Origin of the sequence: Nocardia sp. NPDC002869, assembly GCF_046764065.1 — a bacterium.
Lineage (GTDB): Bacteria > Actinomycetota > Actinomycetes > Mycobacteriales > Mycobacteriaceae > Nocardia > Nocardia rhamnosiphila.
Genome location: NZ_JBKOOL010000094.1, coordinates 1 through 22,592, shown reverse-complemented (window position 1 = coordinate 22,592; position 22,592 = coordinate 1). Strand labels below are relative to the sequence as shown.

At 69.3% G+C, this 22,592-nt stretch carries 22 protein-coding genes; 13 read left to right on the top strand and 9 right to left on the bottom strand.

Annotated elements, in window-relative coordinates; genetic code table 11:
- Positions 1-470 precede the first annotated feature (470 nt).
- Complete coding sequence (locus tag ACLML9_RS18190; RefSeq protein WP_357049159.1) at positions 471-1,856, bottom strand: class II 3-deoxy-7-phosphoheptulonate synthase; 1,386 nt, start codon at positions 1,854-1,856, stop codon at positions 471-473.
- A 177-nt stretch (positions 1,857-2,033) separates the two neighbouring features.
- Here ACLML9_RS18190 and ACLML9_RS18185 point away from each other — a divergent pair, with 177 nt between their 5' ends.
- Positions 2,034-2,528, top strand: a complete 495-nt coding sequence (locus ACLML9_RS18185; RefSeq protein WP_411946648.1) for a polyadenylate-specific 3'-exoribonuclease AS — start codon at positions 2,034-2,036, stop codon at positions 2,526-2,528.
- Between the two features lie 79 nt (positions 2,529-2,607).
- Here ACLML9_RS18185 and ACLML9_RS18180 read toward each other — a convergent pair whose 3' ends face one another.
- The 4 genes from ACLML9_RS18180 to ACLML9_RS18165 form a co-directional block, all read right to left on the bottom strand.
- Positions 2,608-4,257, bottom strand: a complete 1,650-nt coding sequence (locus ACLML9_RS18180) for a cytochrome b (RefSeq protein ID WP_411946645.1) — start codon at positions 4,255-4,257, stop codon at positions 2,608-2,610.
- Complete coding sequence (locus ACLML9_RS18175) at positions 4,254-5,402, bottom strand: ubiquinol-cytochrome c reductase iron-sulfur subunit (protein ID WP_411946647.1); 1,149 nt, start codon at positions 5,400-5,402, stop codon at positions 4,254-4,256. The genes ACLML9_RS18180 and ACLML9_RS18175 overlap by 4 nt, the downstream gene beginning before the upstream one ends.
- Positions 5,403-5,432: 30 nt before the next feature.
- Complete coding sequence (locus tag ACLML9_RS18170; protein ID WP_411946644.1) at positions 5,433-6,296, bottom strand: c-type cytochrome; 864 nt, start codon at positions 6,294-6,296, stop codon at positions 5,433-5,435.
- Positions 6,297-6,414: 118 nt separating this feature from the next.
- A complete protein-coding gene (locus ACLML9_RS18165; RefSeq protein ID WP_411946643.1) occupies positions 6,415-7,023 on the bottom strand; it encodes a heme-copper oxidase subunit III in 609 nt (202 codons plus the stop codon).
- Positions 7,024-7,261: 238 nt separating this feature from the next.
- Here ACLML9_RS18165 and trpD point away from each other — a divergent pair, with 238 nt between their 5' ends.
- Positions 7,262-8,320, top strand: a complete 1,059-nt coding sequence (trpD, locus tag ACLML9_RS18160; RefSeq protein WP_411946642.1) for an anthranilate phosphoribosyltransferase — start codon at positions 7,262-7,264, stop codon at positions 8,318-8,320.
- A 10-nt stretch (positions 8,321-8,330) separates the two neighbouring features.
- On the opposite strand, the gene ACLML9_RS18155 is transcribed toward trpD, so the two are convergent.
- Positions 8,331-8,606 (bottom strand): Lrp/AsnC family transcriptional regulator, encoded by a 276-nt coding sequence (locus tag ACLML9_RS18155; protein ID WP_030523878.1) that lies wholly within the window; start codon positions 8,604-8,606, stop codon positions 8,331-8,333.
- A gap of 29 nt (positions 8,607-8,635) precedes the next feature.
- The gene (locus ACLML9_RS18150) at positions 8,636-10,432 is read right to left on the bottom strand and encodes a DEDD exonuclease domain-containing protein (RefSeq protein WP_411946641.1); all 1,797 of its coding nucleotides are present in this window, start codon (positions 10,430-10,432) and stop codon (positions 8,636-8,638) included.
- A gap of 545 nt (positions 10,433-10,977) precedes the next feature.
- On the opposite strand from ACLML9_RS18150, the gene ACLML9_RS18145 reads away from it, so the two are divergent.
- The 10 genes from ACLML9_RS18145 to ACLML9_RS18100 all read left to right on the top strand — a co-directional run bounded on the left by ACLML9_RS18145 (position 10,978) and on the right by ACLML9_RS18100 (position 19,444).
- Entirely contained in the window at positions 10,978-11,553 is a 576-nt protein-coding gene (locus ACLML9_RS18145) for a C40 family peptidase (protein WP_411946640.1), read from the top strand.
- 255 nt (positions 11,554-11,808) lie between these two features.
- A complete protein-coding gene (locus ACLML9_RS18140) occupies positions 11,809-12,822 on the top strand; it encodes an NlpC/P60 family protein (protein WP_411946646.1) in 1,014 nt (337 codons plus the stop codon).
- Between the two features lie 45 nt (positions 12,823-12,867).
- Positions 12,868-13,992, top strand: coding sequence for a glycosyltransferase family 4 protein (locus tag ACLML9_RS18135; protein WP_411946639.1), 1,125 nt, complete (start codon positions 12,868-12,870; stop codon positions 13,990-13,992).
- A 78-nt stretch (positions 13,993-14,070) separates the two neighbouring features.
- Complete coding sequence (locus tag ACLML9_RS18130) at positions 14,071-14,451, top strand: hypothetical protein (RefSeq protein WP_063061647.1); 381 nt, start codon at positions 14,071-14,073, stop codon at positions 14,449-14,451.
- Positions 14,452-14,493: 42 nt separating this feature from the next.
- On the top strand, positions 14,494-14,931 hold the full coding sequence (locus ACLML9_RS18125) for an SRPBCC family protein (RefSeq protein ID WP_357049127.1): 438 nt from the start codon (positions 14,494-14,496) through the stop codon (positions 14,929-14,931).
- An 80-nt stretch (positions 14,932-15,011) separates the two neighbouring features.
- The gene (locus tag ACLML9_RS18120) at positions 15,012-16,304 is read left to right on the top strand and encodes an ArsA family ATPase (RefSeq protein WP_411946638.1); all 1,293 of its coding nucleotides are present in this window, start codon (positions 15,012-15,014) and stop codon (positions 16,302-16,304) included.
- On the top strand, positions 16,301-16,795 hold the full coding sequence (locus ACLML9_RS18115) for a hypothetical protein (RefSeq protein ID WP_411946637.1): 495 nt from the start codon (positions 16,301-16,303) through the stop codon (positions 16,793-16,795). The genes ACLML9_RS18120 and ACLML9_RS18115 overlap by 4 nt, the downstream gene beginning before the upstream one ends.
- Positions 16,792-17,829, top strand: coding sequence for an ROK family protein (locus tag ACLML9_RS18110; protein ID WP_411946636.1), 1,038 nt, complete (start codon positions 16,792-16,794; stop codon positions 17,827-17,829). Before ACLML9_RS18115 ends, ACLML9_RS18110 begins: the two co-directional genes overlap by 4 nt.
- A 140-nt stretch (positions 17,830-17,969) precedes the next feature.
- Positions 17,970-18,695 (top strand): lysophospholipid acyltransferase family protein, encoded by a 726-nt coding sequence (locus ACLML9_RS18105; protein ID WP_411946635.1) that lies wholly within the window; start codon positions 17,970-17,972, stop codon positions 18,693-18,695.
- Between the two features lie 23 nt (positions 18,696-18,718).
- Positions 18,719-19,444: a phosphoribosylanthranilate isomerase gene (locus tag ACLML9_RS18100; RefSeq protein WP_411946634.1), complete on the top strand. Its 726-nt coding sequence runs from the start codon at positions 18,719-18,721 to the stop codon at positions 19,442-19,444.
- On the opposite strand, the gene ACLML9_RS18095 is transcribed toward ACLML9_RS18100, so the two are convergent.
- Positions 19,353-20,237, bottom strand: coding sequence for a hypothetical protein (locus tag ACLML9_RS18095; protein WP_411946633.1), 885 nt, complete (start codon positions 20,235-20,237; stop codon positions 19,353-19,355). The two genes, ACLML9_RS18100 and ACLML9_RS18095, sit on opposite strands and share 92 nt — an antisense overlap.
- The gene (locus ACLML9_RS18090; RefSeq protein WP_411946632.1) at positions 20,234-21,547 is read right to left on the bottom strand and encodes a hypothetical protein; all 1,314 of its coding nucleotides are present in this window, start codon (positions 21,545-21,547) and stop codon (positions 20,234-20,236) included. Before ACLML9_RS18090 ends, ACLML9_RS18095 begins: the two co-directional genes overlap by 4 nt.
- A gap of 159 nt (positions 21,548-21,706) precedes the next feature.
- On the opposite strand from ACLML9_RS18090, the gene ACLML9_RS18085 reads away from it, so the two are divergent.
- Positions 21,707-22,468: a sporulation protein gene (locus tag ACLML9_RS18085; protein WP_411946631.1), complete on the top strand. Its 762-nt coding sequence runs from the start codon at positions 21,707-21,709 to the stop codon at positions 22,466-22,468.
- The last annotated feature ends 124 nt before the right edge of the window (positions 22,469-22,592 follow it).

The following is a 22,592-nucleotide window of genomic DNA, read 5'->3' as shown; positions in this document are numbered from 1 at the left end:
CCTCGAAGTGCATGCGCCGCAGGCGCGAGTCTCGAGGCCGAAACGGCGAGACCAAGGGGGGCCTCAACCCCGCGCCGCCGCAGGCGGCGCCAAAAAACACAGCACCTTCACGATCAAGCCCACGTCCCCCACCATCCCGAGCAAGCCCACGCTCTCGCCATACCGATCAAGCCCACGCTCTCGCCATACCGAGCAAGCCCACGCTCTCGCCATCCCGAGCAAGCCCACGCTCTCGCCATCCCGAGGAAGCCCACGCTCTCGCCTCTACCGCAAAGCCCACGCCACATCTCCAGGAGCAAACCTTGACACAGGTGCGAGACGGAGCTCGCTGGTGAAGAGGTGACACAGGTCGGCGCAGGGATACACGAGGCGGGACGGGCCGCACCTCATACCGATGCTTCACGGGCGAACCGGTATCGCGGCAGTCCCACCACCCGACCTGTTCCGGCTCGAGACCGTCCGAGAGCTACCTACCGCAACATCTCCGCGACCAGGAAGGACAGCTCCAGCGACTGCTGAGTGTTCAACCGCGGATCGCAGGCCGTCTCGTACCGCCCGGACAGGTCGAGGTCGGAGATGTCCTGGGCCCCGCCCAGGCATTCCGTCACGTCCTCGCCGGTCAGTTCGATGTGCAGGCCACCGGGATGGGTGCCGAGTGCGTGGTGGACCTCGAAGAAACCCTGTACCTCGTCGACGATGCGGTCGAAGTGCCGGGTCTTGAAACCGGTCGAGGATTCGTGGGTGTTGCCGTGCATCGGGTCGCACTGCCAGATCACCTGGTGGCCGGTCGACTGGACCTTCTGCACGATCGCCGGGAGGATCTCGCGGACCTTCGTATTGCCCATTCGGGAGACCAGAGTCAGCCGGCCGGGCTCATTGTTCGGGTCGAGCCGTTCCACATACTCCACCGCCTGTTCCGGGGTGGTGCTCGGCCCGATCTTCACGCCGATCGGGTTGGACAGCAGCTCGGCGAAGGCGATATGCGCGCCGTCCAATTGGCGGGTGCGCTCCCCGATCCACAGGAAATGCGCGGAGAGATCGTAGAGGGCCGGGTCACCGGCCGAGTTGTGCGCGAGCCGCAGCATGGCGCGCTCGTAGTCCAGGACCAGGGCTTCATGGGAGGCATAGATCCGGGCCGACTGCAGACTGGGGTCGGTGACCCGGCAGGCGGTCATGAATCGCAGACCGCGATCGATCTCGCCGGCGAGCGCCTCGTAGCGCGCACCGGCCGGGGACTGTGCGACGAAATCCCGGTTCCAGTCGTGCACCTTGTGCAGATCGGCCATGCCGGCGTTGGTCAACGCCCGGACCAGGTTCATCGCGGCACTGGCGTTCGCATAGGCGCGCACGAGGCGGGAAGGGTCGTGTTCCCGGACGGCCGCATCGGCGACCAGGGAGTTGACCATATCGCCGCGGTAGGACCTCAAACCGAGGGCGTCGGTATCGGAGGATCGGGGTTTGGCGTACTGCCCCGCGATCCGCGCGACCTTGACCACCGGCAGGCTGGCCCCGTACGTGAGCACCACCGCCATCTGCAGCAGGGTGCGGATATTGCCGCGGATATGCGGCTCGGTGTTGTCGGCGAACGTTTCCGCGCAGTCGCCGCCCTGCATGAGAAATGCCTCACCGCGCGCTACCTCGGCGAGCCCTTTCCGCAGCTCGTCGACCTCCGCGGGGATGCAGATCGGCGGCACGCTCTCCAGCACCGTGCGCATGTTCGCCGCCTGCTCCGGGTCCCAGGACGGCTGCTGCAACGCGGGGCGCGAGAGCGCGTCGTCGAGCTGTTTTCGCAGGTCACTGGGCAACGGCGGAAGCTCGGGCAAACGGTCGATGGGAACGTCGACGGTCCAGTTCACTCTTCCAGGATACGTTGCCGGGTTTATCGCCCCGCCTCCGGCAGGGCTGGTCGCGGCCCTGGCGACCGCGCGGCGGCGACCGGCCGTCCGGAGCGGGCGGAGGCTGCGCGGGACCGGCCCCTCGACCGGCCTGGGTAGGCTCACATCACTTGTTCGCAGCCGATGGGAACCCACCTTTTGAGATATTTCTACGATGCGGAGTTCATCGAGGACGGCCATGTGATCGATCTGGTGTCGATCGCGTTCGTCTGTGAGGACGGGCGTGAGTTCTACGCGGTGTCCTCGGAGTTCGACGCCGGCCGCGCGGGGCCCTGGGTCAGCAGATATGTGCTGCCGAAGCTGCCGCCGCGGACTTCTCCGCTGTGGCGGACCAGAGAGCAGATCCGCGAGGATCTGTACCGTTTCCTGATTCCGCGTCCGACCGTGGCGCCGGAGTTGTGGGCGTGGGTTGCCGCCTACGACCATGTGGTGCTGTGCCAGCTGTGGGGGTCGATGGTGGATCTGCCCTCGGCGCTGCCCCGCTACACCAACGAGTTACGCCAGCACTGGGAGGCGCACGGCCGGCCGGAACTGCCGCCGCCGCCGCGGGACGCCCACGACGCGCTGGCCGACGCCCGGCACAATCTCGCCAAATTCGAGGCCATCGAGGCAGCTCGCCGGCTCGCACGGTAGCGCCCGGCCGAGCCGGCCCGGCTCCGGAAACAACACAGGCCCCCTGTTTCCAGGGGGCCTGTGTGCGGTGCGGTACGGGTCAGTGCCCGTGCTGCCCGTTGCTGCCGTTGGAGCGGGCGTCCTCCTGTACTCGTTTGAGTACGGAGATCTGCCGGTGCTCTTCTTCCAGCTCGTTCGCGAAATGCTGTTCGCTCTCCCCGCGCGGGTCGGGCCGCAGGAAGCTGCCGGTACCCGGCCGACCGGACGAACCCAGCTGGTTCATCTTCTTGGGCACCACGGCGCCCTGGTATTCCAGCGGGAGCGGGTGGCCGTGCGAGTCCACCGGGCCCAGCGGCTGGTGCACCTCGATGTACTCACCGTGCGGCAGGCGCTTGATCACGCCGGTCTCGATGCCGTGCTCGAGGACCGCGCGGTCGCTGCGCTGCAGGCCGATGCAGAACCGGTAGGCGATGAAGTACGCCACCGGCGGCGCGACGAGCAGGCCGATACGACCGATCCAGGTGGTCGCGTTCAACGAGATATCGAACTTGAGCGCCAGGATGTCGTTGACGCAGGACAGCGTGAGCACCACGTAGAAGGCGATGGCCATCGCACCGATGGCGGTGCGGACCGGGACGTCCCGCGGACGCTGCAGCAGATTGTGCCGCGCCGTATCGCCGGTCAGCCTCTTCTCGATCCAGGGGTAGGCGATCAGCACCACGAACACCAGGCCCATGATCAACGCGACCCAGAACACCGCGGGCACGGTGTAGCGGCCCAGGTACAGCTCCCACGGCGGCATCAGACGAGCCAGGCCGTCGGTCCACATCATGTAGAAGTCGGGCTGGGAACCGGCCGAGACCTGCGACGGGTTGTACGGGCCCAGGTTCCAGATCGGGTTGATCTGCAGCACACCGCCCATGATCGCCACGAAGCCGAGGGTGAACGCGAAGAACGCGCCCTGGTCGGCGGCGAACACCGGGACGATACGGGCACCGACCACGTTGTTCTCGGTGCGGCCCGGCCCCGGGAACTGGGTGTGCTTCTGGTACCAGACGATGGCCACGTGCGCCGCGATGAGCGCCAGCATGATGCCCGGGAACAGCAGCACATGCGCGATGTAGAGGCGCGGGATGATGATCTCGCCGGGGAAGTCGCCGCCGAACATCAGCCAGTGCAGCCAGGTGCCGACCACCGGGACACCGATGGTGATACCGGAGAACGCGGCGCGCAGACCGGTGCCCGACAGCAGGTCGTCGGGCAGCGAGTAGCCGAAGAAGCCCTCGAACATCGCCATGATCAGCAGCAGCGAGCCGATCACCCAGTTCGCCTCGCGCGGTTTGCGGAACGCGCCGGTGAAGAAGATGCGGAACAGGTGGATGATGATCGAGGCCGCGAACAGCAGCGCCGCCCAGTGGTGCACCTGCCGGACGAACAGACCGCCGCGCACCTCGAAGGAGATGTTGAGGGCGGTCTCGTAGGCCCGCGACATGCCGACACCGCGCAGCGGCTGGTAGGCGCCGTCGTAGGTGACGTGCGCCATCGACGGGTCGAAGTACAGCGTCAGGTACACACCCGACAGCAGCAGGATGATGAACGCGTACAGCGCGATCTCACCCAGCAGGAACGACCAATGGGTGGGGAACACCTTGTTGATCGATCGCTTCATGAAGGCGGCGGCGCGGTAGCGCTCGTCCACTTCGTTGGCTTGTGCCGCAAGTTTGCGGCCGACAGCCTCTCCAGCACTCATGATCGACGCTCCCAGAAGGCCGGGCCGAGGGGTTCGATGAAGTCACCGTTGGCGACCAGGTACCCCTCTGAGTTTACGGTGATCGGCAACTGCGGCAGCGCTCGGGCAGCAGGACCGAAGATCGGCTTGCCCCATTCGGTCGCGGAGAACTGCGACTGATGGCAGGGGCACAGGATCCGGTTGGTCTGCTGTTCGAACAGCGAGGTCGGGCAGCCGAGGTGGGTGCAGATCTTCGAGTAGGCGAAGTAGTCGCCGAAGTTGAAGCTCTCCTGACCCTTACGTTTGATCGCGTTCTTCGCGTCCTCGGTGCGCAGCCGGATGAGCATCACGGCGTTGCGGATGCCGCGCAGCGACTGCAGGGTGGCGTGCTCGTCGCCGCGCCAGGATTCCTTCCACGGGAAGACCGTCTCCATGGCGCCCGCGTCCAGATCCTCGGGACGCACCAGCACGATGTCCTGCGGACGGCCGGTATCGCGACGGATGTAGACGGTTTCGCCCGGGTAGTCCGGGGTCCACCCCGACACCCACAGCGGCGACTTCTCGCGCTGTGCCCACGGGTTCTTCACCATGCCGCCCACGAACACCAGCAGCGCGCCGATGCCGAGGATGCCGACGCCGGCGCCGGCGGTCCGGGTGATGAGCTTGCGGCGGCCCAGAGTGGAGGTGTCGAGGGCGTCGCTCAGTTCGGCCGCCAGCGTCCGCCGGTCGACCTCGCTGGACTTGCCGTCGTGCCGGTCCTGGACCGACAGTTCCGCGGGAATGAACTTCTTCCGGATCAGCACCACGGCGATACCGATGGCCAGGATCGAGATACCGAAGGTCAGGCCGTAGAGCGGAGTGGTGAGCGAGTACAGGCCGTGCCCGTCGTCTTCCTTGCCCTTGTAGTGCCAGGGCCAGAACAAGAAGACACCCACCAGGGCGGCCGCGGCCAGACCGGAGATCGCGAACCACAGCGCGACCTGCCGTTCGGCACGTTTCTCGGCCCGGGTGCCCGGCACCGGCCAGCGTTCCCGGCGGTAGGCGACCTCCACGCCGTCGCGGGCGGTGCCGAGGGCTACCAGCTCTTCCCGCGACATCGCGTCCAGTTCGGCCTCGGTCGGTTCCGCCGGGGTCGCGGCCGGGGAATCTTTGTCCAGGCGACCCATCTCGTTTCGCTCCTGTTCTTCACTCATGGCTTAGGTCCTCGATCCGATCCAGATCGCCGCACCGACCACGGCCACGATGCCGAGGGTCCACATGGCCAGCGCTTCGGTGGCGGGACCGAAACCGCCCAGGCCCCAGCCGCCCGGCGGCTTCGCCTCGGCCGAGTCCTTGACGTAGGCGATGATGTCGCGCTTCTCCTCCGGCGACAGCTGCCGGTCGGAGAATTTCGGCATGTTCTGGGGGCCGGTGACCATGGCGGTCCAGATCTGCGCCTCGGTGGCCGGCTCCAGCGGCGGGGCGAACTTGCCCGAGGACAACGCGCCACCACGGCCGGTGAAGTTGTGGCAGGACGCGCAGTTCATGCGGAACAGCTCGCTACCGCGACCGATATCCGCACCACGCAACGATTCCTGCGCGATCTCACCGTTGGCGTCGCGCAGCACCGTCGGGCCGCCGCCGTTGGCCGCCACATAGGCGCCCAGGGCGTCGGTCTGGTGCGCGTCGAACTTCGCGGGTTTGCGCTCGGCCTGCGCTTCGTTACGAGTCATCGGCATACGCCCGGTGGACACCTGGAAGTACACGGCCGCCTCGCCGACACCGATCAGGCCGGGACCGCGGTCGGCCACACCTTGCAGGTTGGCGCCGTGGCAGGTGACGCAGGAGGTCTCGTACAGCTGCTGACCCTCACGGATCAGCGCCACCGAATCCTCGTTCGCCGTGGCCACCTGCGGCTCGGGGGTGAGCGCCGAGGCGAGGAAACCGGCTCCGACGAGACCCACCATGAGCGCGAGGCCACCCGCTATCCGTCGACGGACGCGGCGCTGCCTGCGCTTTTTGCTGGCCTCGCCGTGCCCACCGCTGGCGGGCGCTGGCGCTGTCGGGGGCGATGAACTCATCTGTGTCCCTTTGGAGTAGACGGAACCTGGTGGGCTGTTGACGTGTGCACCCGCGCTACGCCTGCGTCGTCACGCTGCGCTACCTCCTCCGGCGCCGACGCTCGGGTGCAGGTCGGCGTCACCGGACGAAGTAGATCGTGGCGAAGAGCCCGATCCACACGATGTCGACGAAGTGCCAGTAGTACGAGACGACGATCGCGGCGGTGGCCTGCGCAGGTGTGAACTTGCTCATCGCGGTGCGCGCGAGCAGGAACAGGAACGCGATCAGACCGCCGATGACGTGCAGGCCGTGGAACCCGGTGGTGATGTAGAACACCGATCCGTAGGAGCTGCCGGAGATCGAGGTGCCCTCCGCCACCAGGTGGTAGTACTCGTAGCCCTGACCGCATACGAAGAACGCGCCCATGAGGAACGTGACGACATACCAGCGGCGCAGCCCGAACACGTCACCGCGTTCGGCCGCGAACACGCCCATCTGGCAGGTGAACGAGGAGGCGATCAGCACGGCGGTGACCGGAATGGCCAGCGCCATGTTCAGCTCGGTCGGCGGCATCGGCCACTCGGGCGCCTGACTTCGCGCGACGAAGTACATAGCGAAGAGGCCGGCGAAGAACATCAGCTCGCTGGACAGCCAGATGATGGTACCGACGCTGACCATGTTGGGCCGGTTCAGCGAATGCACACGCTGAGTTATGGCCGATCCTGAGGTACCTACTGCGGTCGTCACGGGGGTAAGTATGACTCTTCGTAGTACGACAGTCGAAGTCGGGTTCCAAACTCGATCATCCGTGTCGTGATCGACCGGCCCCGTGTGTCTCTCGGGACAGTTCGGCGTGTCGGCCGCTCCCCCGTCGCGCAGGCCCCGCCAGCAGCGCCGATGACGTCGTGCGGTGCGCCCGGCGGTAGGCGGTTTAGGGTGTGCACAACCGTTCGGTCACAGATATCGGTGCGACGAGGAGATTGAGATGAGCGTGCGCAGCTGGCCCCAGATGCTCGGGGCGCTCGCCGACGGACAGGACCTCACCGCGGACGATACGACCTGGGTGATCGACGAGATCTTCACCGACAACTCCACCGCGGCGCAGATCGCCGCGTTCGGGGTGGCGATGAAGATCAAGGGCCCGACCCCCGCCGAGCTGGCCGGTATGGCCCACGGCATGCTCGGGCACGCGCGACTGGTGAAGATCGACGGTGACGCGGTGGACATCGTCGGTACCGGTGGCGACCGCTCCGGCTCGGTGAACATCTCGACCATGTCCTCGATCGTGGTCGCGGCGGCCGGGGTGCCGGTCGTCAAGCACGGTAACCGGGCCGCGTCCTCCAAGAGCGGCGGCGCCGATGTGCTCGAGGCCCTCGGGGTGAAGCTGACCCTGGGACCCGAGTCGGTGGCACGCTGTGTGCGCGAGGTCGGTATCGGATTCTGTTTCGCGCCGCTGTTCCACTCCGGTCTGCGTTTCGCCGGCCCGGCACGGAAACAGATCGGGATCCCGACCGTCTTCAATGTGCTGGGCCCGCTCACCAATCCCGCCCAACCGCGCGCCGGCCTGGTGGGATGCGCGTTCCCGGACCTCCTGGCGACCATCGCCGGAGTGTTCGCCGAGCGGGGCGCCGGTGCGCTGGTGGTGCGCGGCCGGGACGGCCTGGACGAGATCACCACCTCCGATGTCACCGATGTCTTCGTGGTCGCCGACGGGGTGCTCCGGGAAGCCGTGATCGATCCGGCCCGGCTCGGGATGCCCCGGGTCCACCTGGACGAGCTGCGCGGTGGCGACGCCGAGGTGAACGCGGGGGTGGCCCGCGACGTGCTGGCGGGCAATCCGGGCGCGGTACGCGACGCGGTCCTGGTGAACTCCGCCGCCGCCATCACCGCCTACGACCTGTCCCGCGGTGCGGACACCGGCGCCGAACTCGACGATCATCTGATGGCCGGGATCGAACGAGCGGCCACCGCGATCGACAGCGGGGCGGCTGCTGCCCTGCTGGACCGCTGGGCGGCGCTCACCCGGACCCTCGGCGACGACTGAGCCGCCCGGCTCACTCGCCGATCGAGAAACCGGCCTCGATATCGGCGCGCGAATACGATTTGAACGCGATATGCGTGACCGTGCGCTGGACGCCGGCGACCTTGTCGATCCGCGCGGTGACCACCTCGGCCACCTCCTCGTGGTCGCGGACCCGCACCAGCGCGATCAGATCGACGTCGCCGGCACACGAGTACACCTCGGTCACGCCCTCGGTATCGGCCACCGCCTGCGCGGTCTCGGGTATGCGCCCGTTGTCGGCCTGGATCAGAACGATGGCGGTAATCATGGGAACAGCCTAAGCATGGCGTCGACCGGTCAGCCGCGCTGTTCGTCGTAGGACTCGGCGGCGCGGGCCGCGTCCGCGGCGGCGTCGGCGGCCTCGGCCCAGCCGATCCAGCGGCCCGCGCCGCGGGCGGGTTCGGCGTAACCGTCGGTGGTGCGCACGATCCGCACGCCGGGGCGATCGAGCCAGCGCGCGATCACCGCGACCTCGTCCGGGGACGCGCCCAGCAGGGGCGGTAGCCGGAGATCGGCGCTGGTGAGGGGCAATTCGTCCGTGGCCGGCTCCCCGGGCTCCGGCCCGGGGAGGCGCACGGTCTGCGCGGCGGCGACGAGCTGCTCGACCACCGGCATCGGCGGGACGCCGCGCGCGGCCGTGGCCGCCCCGGCGAGGCGGCCGTGCCGGACGACGGCGAATTCCCAGCCGCCGGCACCGTCGGGATGCGCGGCGATCAGTTCGGCTGGCCGGGCCACCGCGGCCAGCCGCTGGGTGCGGCGCAGCGCGCGGATGAGGGCCGCGGTCCGGTCCCGCAGCCGGGCCGCGGATTCGTACTGCTCGTTCGCCGCGTAGTCCTCGATCCGGACCAGCAGGGCATGGACCGCGGCATCGTCGGCTCCGGTGAACAGGGCGCGCGCGGCCGCGGGGGCAGCCGCGTAGGCCGCCGCGGCCCGCGGCGCGGGCGCCGCGGCCGGGCAACCGCCGACGGCCTCCGGCGCACAGGTGTGCAGGGCCGTCCGGGACAGGCGGGTGGTGCAGGTGCGCAGACCGCAGCACTCGGCCAGCGTGGCGGCGATCTCGGCGGCCGCGGCGCGGGCGTGGAACGGTCCCACCGCCGGACCACAGGGGTCACGCACCAGGGTCGGCCGCGGGAAGGCCTCGGCAGTGAGCGCGATCCACCAGGCGCGCTTCGGGAATTTGGACCGCCGGTTGTAGGGCGGGGCATGGGCGGCGAGCAGCCGCAGCTCCCGCACACCGGCTTCCAGCCCGTGCGCGCACACCACATGGTCGACCCGGGTGGCCAGCCGCACCATCTCCCGAATCCGGCCGCGGGTCTCCGAGCCGGTGAAATAGCTGCGTACCCGGCGGCGCAGATTCACCGCCGTGCCTATATAGAGGACTTCATCCGACGGTCCGCGGAACAGGTAGACACCGGGCGCGGCGGGCAGGTCGACGGCGAGGGCACGTTTGGCCCGCTGCCCGGCGGTGACCTCGGGCAGATAGTCGATCAGTTCGGTGAGGCTGTGTACCCCCTGGTTCCCCACCCTGCCGATCAGCGCGTGCAGGACATCCACGGTGGCGCGGGCGTCGTCGAGCGCGCGATGGGTCGGGGTCGTGCTCGCGCCGAGCACCTGGGCCAGCACCCCGAGCCGGACCGACGGCGCCTCGTCGCGGCCGAGCACCCGCCGCGCGAGCCGGACCGTGCACACCACCTGGGCGCGCGGCCACGGGGTGTCGCAGCGGGCGGCGGCGGCTTTGAGGAAGCCCATATCGAAGCGGGCGTTGTGCGCGACGAGGACCGCTCCGGCGGCGAACTCGAGGAATCCGGGCAGGACCGCGTCGATAGGTGGCGCGGCCCGCACCATCGCGGTGGTGATGCCGGTGACCTGCACGACTGCCGGCGGTATGGATCGGCCGGGATCGACCAGGGTCGCGAATTCGCCGAGCACTTCGCCTCCGCGTACTTTGACCGCGCCGATCTCGGTGATCGCGTCGTCGGCCGGACTGGTGCCGGTGGTTTCCAGGTCCACCACCACGAAGGTCGTGTCGTAGAGCGGAGTGTCGAGCTGGTCGAACGCCAATTGCCGGGCAGGCAGCGGGGCGGGTTCGGACACGGCGGCAGGCTACCGGGCGGCTACGACAGGTTCGGGATATCGAATCGTTGTCGGTGATCTTCAGAGGGGCATCGAATCTGTCCGTATTCCCCCTCCACGCACCGCTCACCACGTAAATGTGCGCCAGTTCACATTCAATGTTTGTTTGCTATGCAATTGCCCTATTCGGACCAAAATGGTCGAGTAATCCAAAACAGAGAGGTCGCGGCAGAGCAAACCGGAACGGGCGTCCCAGCGCGGCCACCGTCCCGGCACAGACATCCTCCCGCTCGAACTGGGAAAAACGATCGACCGCGCCGCCGTCACCCCGTCGACGGGAGAGGTCCACACACCCCTGCCGTATCCCTACGTAACCTCCGCGCAATTCGCCGGGGCCCTGTGATTTCGCTCGCACAATTTGCCCAGGGAAAGCTGCGGGTCGCACGTTTATCGAGCCCAGGGGCTTTACAAACCACCGTGATCTGTTCGTAATCTTTTCGAGACCTCGCGGAGTTCGGCGCACCACCGGCGGTGCGACCGGGCGGGGAAATCGGAAGGACCGCATCATGGCGTTCAACACCGTCAAGCGACAGGCACGGCGCGTAGCCGTAACCGGAGCCGTCGGCGCTGCCACCCTGGGCGCATTCCTGCTCCCCGCCGCCCCGGCCGCCGCCCAGCCGGTGACCATCGACGGCTTCGGCACCTTCGAGGTGCCCAACGAGATCCCGCTCCCGGCGGGCATCCCCGGCGTGCAGGCGCCCGGCGCCGCCGTCGCACCGCCCTTCGTCACCCCCACCAAGACCGCGGGCCGGCTGGCGCTGGACGCCGCGCTCTCGAAGGTCGGCGCCCCCTACGTCTACGGTGCGGCCGGCCCGAACGCCTTCGACTGCTCCGGTCTCGTGCAGTGGTCCTACAGACAGGCCGGGCGCGAACTACCGCGCACCAGCGACGCGCAGCTCGCCTCCGGCTCGCCGGTTTCCATGAACGACCTGCAGCCCGGCGACGTGGTGTCGTTCTACGGCGGCGGGCATTCCGGCCTGTACGCGGGCGACGGCAATGTCGTGCACGCCTCCACCGCCGGCTCCCCGGTCGCGGTCGCGCCCATTTCGTCCATGCCGGTCGCCGGCGCGCGGCGCTACTGAGCGGCAGCCCCGGGGTCTCCGGCGCGACCTTCCCGGTTCCGGCCGCCGGCCGGACGACTGTGCCGGGTCGTACTGGACACCCCGCGGGCCCGTCCGTAATCTAATCGAGACCTTTACGGGCTACGTCGCACAGAGCGTCATACGGAGAGCGGGGCACGGCAGGCTGTGGCAGGACACGAACAGCGGCAACGACGTCGGCGGGATCGGCGTCGCGGACCCGGCCACAGACGAGACCGGCATCCCGCACGTACCGCTCTGGCGGCCGGCCTCCTGGCGGCGGCCCTCTACGGTGGCGGTCCGGCCGGAGCCGACCCGGCCCCCGCGCCGACCTCCGCGAGCGAAGCCGTCCAGCAGATGATCGACCTGTCCCGGCAGGCCGAACAGCTCAATCAGCAGGCCCTCACCGCACAGGCCGACCTCGACGCGAAACTGGCCGTCCAGCGCGACGCCGACGCCAAGGTCGCCGCGGCCGGCGCCGCGGTCGACGCCGCGCGCAACGAGGTGGCCCGCTATCGGCCGATGATCGACCGCACCGCCATCGCGGCCTACCAGGGTGCGCGTACCAACCGGTTGTTCTCGGTACTGGTCAGCGACTCCCCGCAGCAGTTGCTGGACCAGATGTCCACGCTGGACGTGGTCGCCACCCAGACCTCCGATCAGTTGAAGCAGTACAAACGCGCCACCGACGCCGCGACCGCCGCCCAATCCGCGGCCCGCGCCGCCGCCGACACCGCCCGCGCCGCCACCGATCAGGCGAACACCGTGCGTGACGACGTCGGGCGCAAACAGACCGATCTGCAGAACGCGGTGGCACGGGTCATCGAAATCTGGGGCGGTTTGTCGACCGCGGACCGGACCGCGCTGGCCGGTTCCCCCTTCCCACCCGGATTCGACCGCGACAGCCTGCTGCGCGATCTGGTACCCGGCAGCGGCACCAGCGCCCTGGCCGCCGGACTCACCCGTGTCGGCGACCCCTATGTCTGGGGCGCCACCGGACCCGACCAGTTCGACTGCTCCGGCCTGGTGCAGTGGGCGTTCAGGCAGGTCGGCAAGGAGGTGCCGCGCACCAGTTCGGCGCAGGCCGCCTACGGCACCCCCGTGGGCCGCGACGAACTGCAACCCGGCGATGTCGTCTTCTTCTACGACGATATCTCCCACGTCGGCATCTACGCGGGAAACGGCCTCATGCTGCACGCGTCGACATTCGGCGTCCCGGTGGCCGTGGCCCCGATGGATTCCACGCCCTATCACTCCGCCCGGCGCTACTGAGACCCGGAGCGACCGGGCCGACAGCACGCCAATACTGTGGGTCGTATGGCTCGAACTCTGCTGGTTACCAATGATTTCCCGCCACGGCCGGGAGGTATCCAGTCGTATCTGCAGGCGCTGGCCGGGCAGCTGCCTCCGGACGATCTGGTCGTCTACGCACCTCGGTGGCGCGGGGACAGCCACACCCGCTTCGACGCGAACCAGCCCTTCCAGGTCGTTCGCCACCCCACCACCCTCATGCTGCCCACCCCCGCGGTGCTGCGCCGCGCCCGGAAGGTACTGCGCGCCGAGGGCTGCGAATCCGTATGGTTCGGCGCGGCCGCGCCACTGGCCCTGCTCGCCGCGCCGCTGCGGCGCGCCGGCGCCCACCGCATCCTGGCCAGCACCCACGGCCACGAGGTCGGCTGGTCGATGCTGCCGGCCGCCCGGCAGGCGCTCCGGGTCATCGGGGACCACACCGATGTCGTCACCTATGTCAGCAAATACACGCGCCGCCGGTTCGCCGCCGCGTTCGGACCCGACGCCGCCCTCGAATACCTGCCGCCCGGCGTGGACACCGAAACCTTCCGTCCCGATCCGGCCGCCCGCGCCGAACTGCGGAAACGCTACGGTCTCGGCGACCGGCCCACGGTGCTCTGCCTGTCCCGGCTGGTCCCGCGCAAAGGTCAGGACGTACTGCTGGTCGCCATGCACCGGATCAAGGAACGCATCCCGGGCGCCGTCCTGGTGATCGCCGGCAGCGGCCCCTACGAAGACCGGTTGCGCGGTTTCGCCGACGCCCTGGGCCTGGCCGACGACGTGGTGTTCACCGGCCGGGTACCCGCGGCCGAACTGGCCGCCCACCACACCCTCGCCGACGTATTCGCGATGCCCGCCCGCACCCGCGGCGCCGGCCTCGATGTGGAAGGTCTCGGCATCGTCTACCTGGAGGCTTCCGCCACCGGTGTCCCCGTGGTGGCCGGAACCTCGGGCGGTGCCCCGGAAACGGTGCTGGACGGGAAAACCGGGCGCGTGGTGGACGGCCGCCGCGCCGACCACGTCGCCGACGCGATCGCCGATATCCTCGCCGACCGCGACGTGGCCGCCGAAATGGGCTCTGCTGGAAGAGCTTTCGTCGAACGCCAATGGCGCTGGGATACTCTCGGCGCCCGCCTCCGGCAGCTGTTGTGATCCGGCGCCGCCGCAGGCGGCACCATTAACACAGCGCGCCGATGAGCACCTTCTCCGCTATCTATTACGCTCACCCGGGTGAGCAGTATCCAGGTCGCGGACCAAACCTTCCTCGCCGCTCCCGGCGCCGCGGTGGCGGCTGCGCTGGCGGGGCCGGGGCACTGGCGGCGCTGGTGGCCCGATCTCGAACTGGACGTCCGTGAAGATCGCGGCGACAAGGGAATTCGCTGGTCGGTGTCGGGCGCGCTGTCCGGCACCATGGAGGTGTGGCTGGAACCGTCGCTGGACGGCGTGATCCTGCACTACTTTCTGCACGCCGAGCCGCCGCAGCCGCTGCCGCCGCGCAAACTGGCCGCCGCCAACCGGGCTCGCCGGGTGGCGGGCAAGGTGATGTCGTTCGAGATCAAGGACCGTCTCGAGGACGATCGCCCGGCCGGAGTCGCTCCCCACGACAACTGACCGATTTCGCACCGCACCGCCGAAAGGAACCCCTGAGACCCAATGGCCGACCGGACCCAGAGATCGATCGTCATCGCGGCACCCGCCCGGCAGGTGATGTCAGTTATCGCCGATCTGGCGTCCTACCCCGAGTGGGTATCGGCGGCCAAATCGGTGGAAGTCCTGGAGACGGGGCCCGACGGCCGGGCGCGTACCGCGCGCTTCGTGCTGGACGCGGGCGTGGTCAAGGACACCTACGTGCTGTCCTACACCTGGCAGCCGGACGATCTGGCCGTGAGCTGGACGCTGGTGAGCGGTGAACTACAGAAGGTCCAGGAGGGCCGCTACGAGCTCGTCGAGCAGCCCGGTGGCGGCACCGAGGTGCGATACGAACTGACCGTGGATCTGACGATCCCGATGATCGGCATGTTCAAGCGCAAGGCGGAGAAGGTGATCACCGATACCGCGCTCAAGGAACTGAAGAAACGGGTCGAAGGCTGACCGGGCCGCAGCGCTCGGGAGACGATGCCCGCGGCGGCGGCCGGCCCGCTCGCGGCGCCCGGTCGCGCACGCGGGTCGAATTGTTCGTCGGCAAGGGCGGTGTCGGCAAGACGACACTGGCGTGTGCGCGCGCCATGAGTTGCGCCCGGGCAGGTCAGCGGATTCTGGTGGCCTCGCTCGACCAGGCGCATTCACTCGGTGACGCGCTGGGCTTCCGGTTCGCGCACGATCCGGGCACCGTCCCGGGGATCACCCAGGTCGTCCCGGGCCTCGAGGTGATCGAACTCGATTCGCTGGCGCTGCTGGAGGAGCGTTTCGGCGCGCTCACCGAACTGCTGCGGACCGATCCGGGTCACGATCACGGTTTCGATCCGGCGGCCCTGGAGCCGGCCGAACTCACCGGCCTGCCGGGGGTGCAGGAGCTGCTGATGCTGGTGGAGATCGCCCAGTACGTGGCCGACGACGAATGGGACACGATCGTCCTGGACTGTCCGCCGACGGCCGATATGCTGCGCATCGTCACCATGCCCGAGACGGTGCTGGGGTATCTGGACCGGGTCTGGCCGCCGCATCACCGGATGATGAGCTCGATCGGTACCGATATCCGCCGGGCCGTCCTGGCGGCGACCGTACAGCGGGTCGTCACCGCGGTCGGCGAGGTCCGGGATCTGCTCGCCGACTCCGACCGCACCAGCGCCCGGCTGGTCACCCTGGCCGAACGGGTCGCGGTCGCGGAATCGGCCCGGGTGCGTTCGGCCACGGCACTGCTCGGGTTGCGACTGGACGCGGTGGTGGTGAACAAGGTGCTCGCCCCGGTGCCGCCACCGGGACCGGAGCCCCAGCATCCCGCCGTGCGCTGGTATCTGAATCGCTGCGCCGAACAGCGGGATGTGATCTCCGGATTGCAGCGGTCGATGCCGGAGGTCCCGGTACTCGTCGCGGGCCATACCGGCGCCGAACCGGTGGGCCTGGGCCCGCTGGCGGCGCTGTCATGTGTGGTCGCGGAGTCGGATGTGCCGCCCGGGAGCGGATACGACGGTGTCCGGCGCGACAACGGGGGCGCGGTCCGCGACGATCCGGGTTCGGCACCGATACCGGGAGACGGCATCGCGCGCGCGGCGCCCGCGGTGCACCTGGAATCCGGGGCCGGGTTGCAGTCGGTGTACGCGATGCGTATCCATCTGCCGGTCGCCGATCCGGCGACACTGCGCCTGGGACGAGTGGAGGACGATTTGATCGTGGGAGCGGACGGCGTCCGCCGCCGGCTACGCCTGGCGCCCGTCCTACGCCGCTGCACCGTCAGCACCGCCGAGCTGGACAACGGATACCTCGTGATCCGTTTCCGCCCCGACCCGCAGGAGTGGCCGAAGTGACCGGAACCCGCTACCGCCAGCCCGAGGGCGTCGCCGAATTCGCCGACGAACTGCGGCTGCTCGCCGAAGCCGTGCTGGAACGCGTCGAACCGATCCTGCGCGAGGCCGCGGCCGAGGGGCAACCCGAGTGGAACAACTGCACCTGGTGCCCGCTCTGCGCCGCGGCCGCGCTGGTCCGCGGCGAACACCACGAGGTGCTGGCCACGGTGGCCGCGCACGGCACCGCGATCGTCACGGTCCTGCGTGAGGCCTTGGCCGGGGTGCCGGTGGATCCGGTGGTGGCGCATCGGCACGGGCCGGAAAGCAGCACCGCGCACGAAGATTCCCGCTCCGCCGCGACCGGAGCCGACGAGGTGCCCGGCGATGCCGACGGCGCCGATGATCCCGGCGCGGTGGCCGGCGGCCCCGATGCCGCGACCCCGCCCGGCGACCGCGCCGCGGATGCCGGAAAAGCGCGTTATGTCGGTATACCCGTAAACATCAAGCAGTGACCGGCTCCCGCCCCGGTGCCCCGCTGACCGTCGGTATCGATATCGGCGGCACCAATATCCGCGCGTCGGTGGTCGACGCCGCGGGCGAGGTCCTGGACACGGTGCAGTACCCGACCCCGCATTCGGCGGTCGCGCTGGAGGCCGCGCTCGACCGCGCGGTCCGCGAACTCGCCGACCGGCACACGCTCGACGCCGTCGGACTTGCGGTCGCCGGTTTCATCTCCCAGGACCGCACCACCGTGCGTTTCGCCCCGCATCTGCCGTGGCGGGACGCGCCCGTGGCGAAACGGCTCACCGACCGCCTCGGCCTGCCCGTCCTGCTCGAACACGATGCCAACGCGGCGATGTGGGCCGAATACCGGTTCGGCGCCGCCGCCGGCGGGCACAACGTGGTGCTGGTGGCGATCGGTACCGGAATCGGCGCCGCGCTACTGCTCGACGGCACCCTGTATCGGGGCACCTACGGCGTGGCCCCCGAACTCGGGCATCTACAGGTGGTCCCCGGCGGGCGCGACTGTGGATGCGGGAAACGGGGCTGCTGGGAGCGGTACTGCAGCGGGACCGCCCTCGCCGAGACCGCTATCGAACTGCTGGCCACCGAAACCGCGCCCTCGGCGCTGGCCCGGGAGCTCGTCGCCGACCCGGGCGCGGTCACCGGCCGCCGTATCGCCGACGCGGCCCACGACGACGACCCGCTCGCCGTGCGGGTGATGGCCGATTTCGCCCGGTGGCTCGGGCTGGGCCTGGCCTTCGTCGGCGATATCTTCGACCCCGACCTGGTCGTCATCGCCGGTGGGGTGAGCAGTTCGGCGCCGCTGTTCCTCGACGAGGCCCGCGAAGAATACGCCGCGGCGGTCACCGGCCACGGCCATCGGCCGCTGGCCCGGATCCGGACCACCCAGCTGGGCGAGGCCGCGGGCATGATCGGCGCCGCCGAACTCGCCCGCTCCGCGCTCCTCGCCGGGGTACGGGACGGGGGTACCGGCTCCGAACATCCGGTGTGCCCGGAAGAGGGTCTCGGCACGTTCACGTAACCGAAACGCACCGGTGAAATCTCGGCGGCGAGTGTGAGTGACATTGTTCGCGGGGCTTGGATGTGATCTGCGACCGGCGGTAGAGTCGGCTGGCAGAGGCATCCCCCAAATTCCATCCCGGTTCTCGGAGTAAGGACGTCATGTTCTACTGGCTGCTTAAGTTTGTGCTGCTGGGTCCGTTCATCCACTTCTACAACCGACCCGAGGTGGAGGGCGTGGAAAACATCCCGGCCGAGGGCGCGGCCATCATGGCGGGGAACCATCTCTCGTTCGCGGATTGGCTTTTCGCCCCGCTGTCGAGCCCGCGCCGGATCAGCTATCTGGCGAAGGCCGAATACTTCAACACCCCTGGCCTCAAGGGGCGATTCCAGAAGTTCTTCTTCAGCGCCTCCGGCCAGTACCCGATCGACCGCAGCGGTGCCGATGCCGCCGAGGACGCGCTCACCGCGGCGCGCGCCCTGCTCGACGAGGGCCGTCTGGTCGGCCTCTACCCGGAGGGCACCCGCTCCCCCGACGGCCGGTTGTACAAGGGCAAGACGGGGATGGCCCGGCTGGCCCTGGAGACCGGAGTCCCGGTGATCCCGGTGGCGGTGATCGGCACCGACGAGGTGAGCCCGCCCGGACCGTTCCGGTGGAAGCGGCGCAAGGTCACGGTGAAGTTCGGTAAGCCGATCGATTTCTCCCGCTACGAGGGTATGGGCGGTAACCGGTTCGTCGAGCGCGCGGTCACCGACGAGGTCATGTACGAGCTGATGCGGATGTCGGGCCAGGAATACGTGGACGTCTACGCCTCCAGCTTGAAGAAGAACGTCCCCTCGGGCCCTTCCTCCCACCTGCCGCGCATTCCGGAGTCCGCCGCGAGCTGAGCGCGACGCGTACCATTGGTCGGATGACGGTTCGCGCCAAAATCTGCGGTATCCGGTCCCGATCGGACCTGGAAACGGTGGTGACCGCCGGCGCGGATGCCATCGGATTCATCTGCGGGACAACACATTACAGTGAAGACGCATTGACGACCGAGGTGGCCGCGGAATTGTCCGCGGCCACTCCGTCGTTCGTGAACCGCGTCCTGGTCACCCATCTCGAGGAGGCCGGCGCCATCCTCGACCTGGCCGACCGGGTCGGCGTGGACACCATCCAGGTGCACGGTCTGGTCGATCGCGCGACGCTGCGGGCCGTGCATGCCGCGGCGCACGGGCGGACCATCGTGCGCGCGGTTCACGTGACCGGCGCGGACGCGGTGGCCCGGGCCCGGGAGATCGCGGCGGACTCCGACGCGGTGCTGCTCGATTCCCGGACCGCCGACCGGCTGGGCGGGACCGGCCGCACCCACGACTGGTCGGTCAGTGCCCGGATCGTCCACGAACTCGCCCGGATGGGGCGGCCGGTGATCCTGGCCGGAGGCTTGAGCGCCGACAATGTGGAGCAGGCGATCGCCGCGGTGCACCCGTTCGGGGTGGATGTGAACAGCGGGGTCGAAACCGAGACCGGCGACAAAGATTTCACGGCCTGCCAGGCCTTCGTCAAGACGGCACACGAAAGCGATCGGGACCGGCCAGTTCCAGTCCCACCGCGCCGAGTACCAGAGCTCCAGCGAGCAGGGTCGCGGCGGTGACAGCCGAGCCCACGACCGCCGCCCCGATCATCGTCGCCACCAGCGCCTCGTTGAGTCCCACCAGTCCCGCGACCACTTCGTCCAGGTCGCGCAGCGCCAGCCAGTAGCAGGCGAATCCCGGGCCCAGGAGCACCGCGCCGATCCCCGCGAGGGCGAGTGCCTCGCCCGGCGTCGGTCCCGCTCCGGCGAGTGCGGCGAAGCCGAGCAGCGGAGCACCCAGCACCGACGCCGTCAGCAACTGCAATCCGGCCGCGGCACTGCTGGGCCGGCCCGCCGATTCCCGCGCCACCAGCGTGATCAGTCCCGCCACGCAGGCCGCGCTGGCGACTGCCAGGACACAGCCGGCCGGCGCCGATCCCCAGGCGGTCTCCGCCGGTCGATGCGCGGCCACCAGCCAGATCGCCGAGCCCACGGCCACCAGTTCCGCCGCGACGGCGACCGTGATCGCCCGCTTACCCCGCACAATCCGGGTGATGATCATCAGCACCGGCGCGGTGAGGTGCAGCGCCACCACCACCGGCAGCGGCCCGATATGCAGCGCGGCGACGTAGCACACGAGATTCAGCACCTCGAGGATGCCGAGCCGCAGGAACAGGCCGGGCGAGTCGCGCAGATCCCGCCACGGGTCGGTGCCGCGCACCGCCGCGAAGGCCAGCAGGGCCACCGCGGCGCCGGCCGCGACCGGCGCCGCCGCGAAGCCCTCGGCGCCCACCCCCGCGATTCCCGCACTGGAGGCGCCCCACAGACTGGTTGCCACGACCAGCAGACTCAGGCCACGTCCGGTGCTCTTCATGACAGCAGGAAGGTCACCACGGGCAGGATCACCGCGGTGAACGCCGCGAACACCGCCGCCGCCGTCCGCGCCTTGGGTACCGACGGCAGCCGGGTCGCGATCCCGGTATAGGTACCCAGCGCCACGAACATCGTTCCCCACACGACCAGCGACCGGCTCACCACGACACCGAGTTCGTCGGCGAACAGCACGGCCAGCACCGCGATGGTGACGCCGGCGGGCAGTGCCGCGGCGAGGGTCATCGCACCGGCGTAGTTGTTCATCAGTACGACGTTTCCCTGGTACCCCACCACCTCCTGCGCGTCCCTGGGATGCACGCCCTGTTCCCGGCAGATCATGTCGAATACCGTGGCGGGGTTGACCCGCTCGTTGACCATGCGGCGCACCGCGGTCATCGCCTCCAGTCCCTGCACCGTCGCGTAGGAGGTCACGAAACCTTCGGCGGAGGTGCGGAAACCGCCACGGGCCGCCGCCAGGTCCTGGGTCTCCTGTAGTTCCAGGAGTTCCACCAGGCCGCGGCGCACCCCGGGGTCGAAAACCGTCCGCTCGTCGGCGGTGACCACCGCGCAGACCGCGAGATGCAGGCTCAGATGCCGCCAGGTGTCGGCGACCTCACCGCGACGGAACGGTTCCTCCTCCACGCGTGCCTCGCCCCGCCGCAGTCCGTCCAGCATCCGCTCCACGGTCAGCGCCCGGACCCGGTCGACCCGCTTCCCGCCCACCACAGCGATTTCCGGCCGGGACAGCAGCAGCGCCGCGTGCGCGCAGGCGTACATCGGCTGAATGCGGGGATCGTCCTCCAGCAGTAGCGAAACCACGAGGGAGGTGCCGTGCAGCAATGCCTCGGCTACCGATTCGTCGGAGGTGGCCAGATCCGCGAGCGCGTGCAGCGCGGCAGTGGTGGCGGTCAGCGATACCGGACCCACCGGGCCGGACAACCGCCAGCCCCGGGTCTGCGGGTCGCGTTCGGACTGCAGTGCGCGCAGACATCCCACCACCGCCGGATCGGCGGGTGCGACACCCAGGCACGTCAGCGCCCGCAGACGCCACGACAGATCGATCGGGGACCGGAATTCCCAGGCCCCGCTCTCGGTGTCCACCACATCGCGTCGCACCAGGGCACGTACCTCGTCGGCTCGCGGCACCGGACGGCCCGCGGCGGTGAGAGCTACCACGGCCTCGGCGGTGTTCTGCGGATTCGGCGGGACATCGGAGACCCACCCCCAGCCGGCGCCGCCGTGGCGGTCACCGAGCTGACCCCGGTGCAGCCAGTCCACGGCCCACCCGATCCGCTGATCGATATTGGACACGCCGACCTCCCTCCCATCCATCGAGCCGTATTCCACAGGCGCTCAAGGATTTCGACCACCCTACCGCCCGGGCAGCGCGCGGACGGAGGTTTACGTCTACGCTGTGGACCCAGGCACGGCGGCGGGAGACGTGCGGGCGGGGCCGGAGGGAGAATGTCGATGTTCAGGACTTTGCTGGGCGCACTGGGCGCGCATACCGCCGAGGTGGAGACCGAGTTGTCCACCCCCGGTGTGCAGCCGGGGCAGGCGGTGCACGGGATCATCCGGATGCGCTGTCACGATCGGCCGATCCGGGTGAAAGGCGTCGCGGTGGAGTTGATCACCCGGGCCGAACGCGAATACGACGACGGCGAGGCGCTGGTGGATACGGCCTTCGCCCGGCAACCGGTGTTCGGCCCGTTCGAACTGCTGCCCGGGTACCCGCTGGAAGGCCGGTTCGAACTGCTCGCTCCGTGGGAAACACCCGTCACCTTCTACAACGGCCGGCATCTGCACGGGACCGCCGTCGCCGTCCGTACCCGGGTGGACGTGGACGGCGGCTTCGACGCCACCGATACCGACCCCATCGGCGTGGGTGCGCTGCCGCCCCAGCACGTCGTGCTGGCGGCGGTGGAAGCCTGGGGGTTCGGCCTGCGGCACGCCGATGTGGAGGTCGGCCGGGTGGACCGGATCCCGCATTCGCTGCCGTTCTTCCAGGAGATCGAATTCGGCCCGTCCCCGCGCTTTCCGCGCCTGAACCAGCTCGAAGTGACCTTCCTGGCCGACCCGCACGGTATGTACGTGGTCATCGAAGCCGACAAGCGCGCCGCGCTCTTCGCACCCGGCCGCGATGTCATGGACACGATCCGAGTAGATTTCGCCACATTCGAACAGGTCGACTGGGTCGAAGTAATCGGCCGGCGACTCCACGCCATGGCTTGAGCCCACCCACCGAACAACTGCACCGGACCCGCCCAACACCGGCGCGCACGCCGCACCGGCGCCGAGTTCAGCGAGGCCCACAAAGGGTCGAGGCCCGTCCCGCCGTTCAGGCCTCGAAGCGCAT

Excerpts from the sequence above, each read along its gene's own strand:
- ACLML9_RS18180 (WP_411946645.1), bottom strand. The coding sequence starts at position 4,257 with ATGAGTGCTGGAGAGGCTGTCGGCCGCAAACTTGCGGCACAAGCCAAC.
- ACLML9_RS18175 (WP_411946647.1), bottom strand. The coding sequence starts at position 5,402 with ATGGGTCGCCTGGACAAAGATTCCCCGGCCGCGACCCCGGCGGAACCG.
- ACLML9_RS18170 (WP_411946644.1), bottom strand. The coding sequence starts at position 6,296 with ATGAGTTCATCGCCCCCGACAGCGCCAGCGCCCGCCAGCGGTGGGCAC.
- trpD (WP_411946642.1), top strand. The coding sequence starts at position 7,262 with ATGAGCGTGCGCAGCTGGCCCCAGATGCTCGGGGCGCTCGCCGACGGA.
- ACLML9_RS18155 (WP_030523878.1), bottom strand. The coding sequence starts at position 8,606 with ATGATTACCGCCATCGTTCTGATCCAGGCCGACAACGGGCGCATACCC.
- ACLML9_RS18145 (WP_411946640.1), top strand. The coding sequence starts at position 10,978 with ATGGCGTTCAACACCGTCAAGCGACAGGCACGGCGCGTAGCCGTAACC.
- ACLML9_RS18135 (WP_411946639.1), top strand. The coding sequence starts at position 12,868 with ATGGCTCGAACTCTGCTGGTTACCAATGATTTCCCGCCACGGCCGGGA.
- ACLML9_RS18125 (WP_357049127.1), top strand. The coding sequence starts at position 14,494 with ATGGCCGACCGGACCCAGAGATCGATCGTCATCGCGGCACCCGCCCGG.
- ACLML9_RS18105 (WP_411946635.1), top strand. The coding sequence starts at position 17,970 with ATGTTCTACTGGCTGCTTAAGTTTGTGCTGCTGGGTCCGTTCATCCAC.
- ACLML9_RS18100 (WP_411946634.1), top strand. The coding sequence starts at position 18,719 with ATGACGGTTCGCGCCAAAATCTGCGGTATCCGGTCCCGATCGGACCTG.
- ACLML9_RS18095 (WP_411946633.1), bottom strand. The coding sequence starts at position 20,237 with ATGAAGAGCACCGGACGTGGCCTGAGTCTGCTGGTCGTGGCAACCAGT.
- ACLML9_RS18085 (WP_411946631.1), top strand. The coding sequence starts at position 21,707 with ATGTTCAGGACTTTGCTGGGCGCACTGGGCGCGCATACCGCCGAGGTG.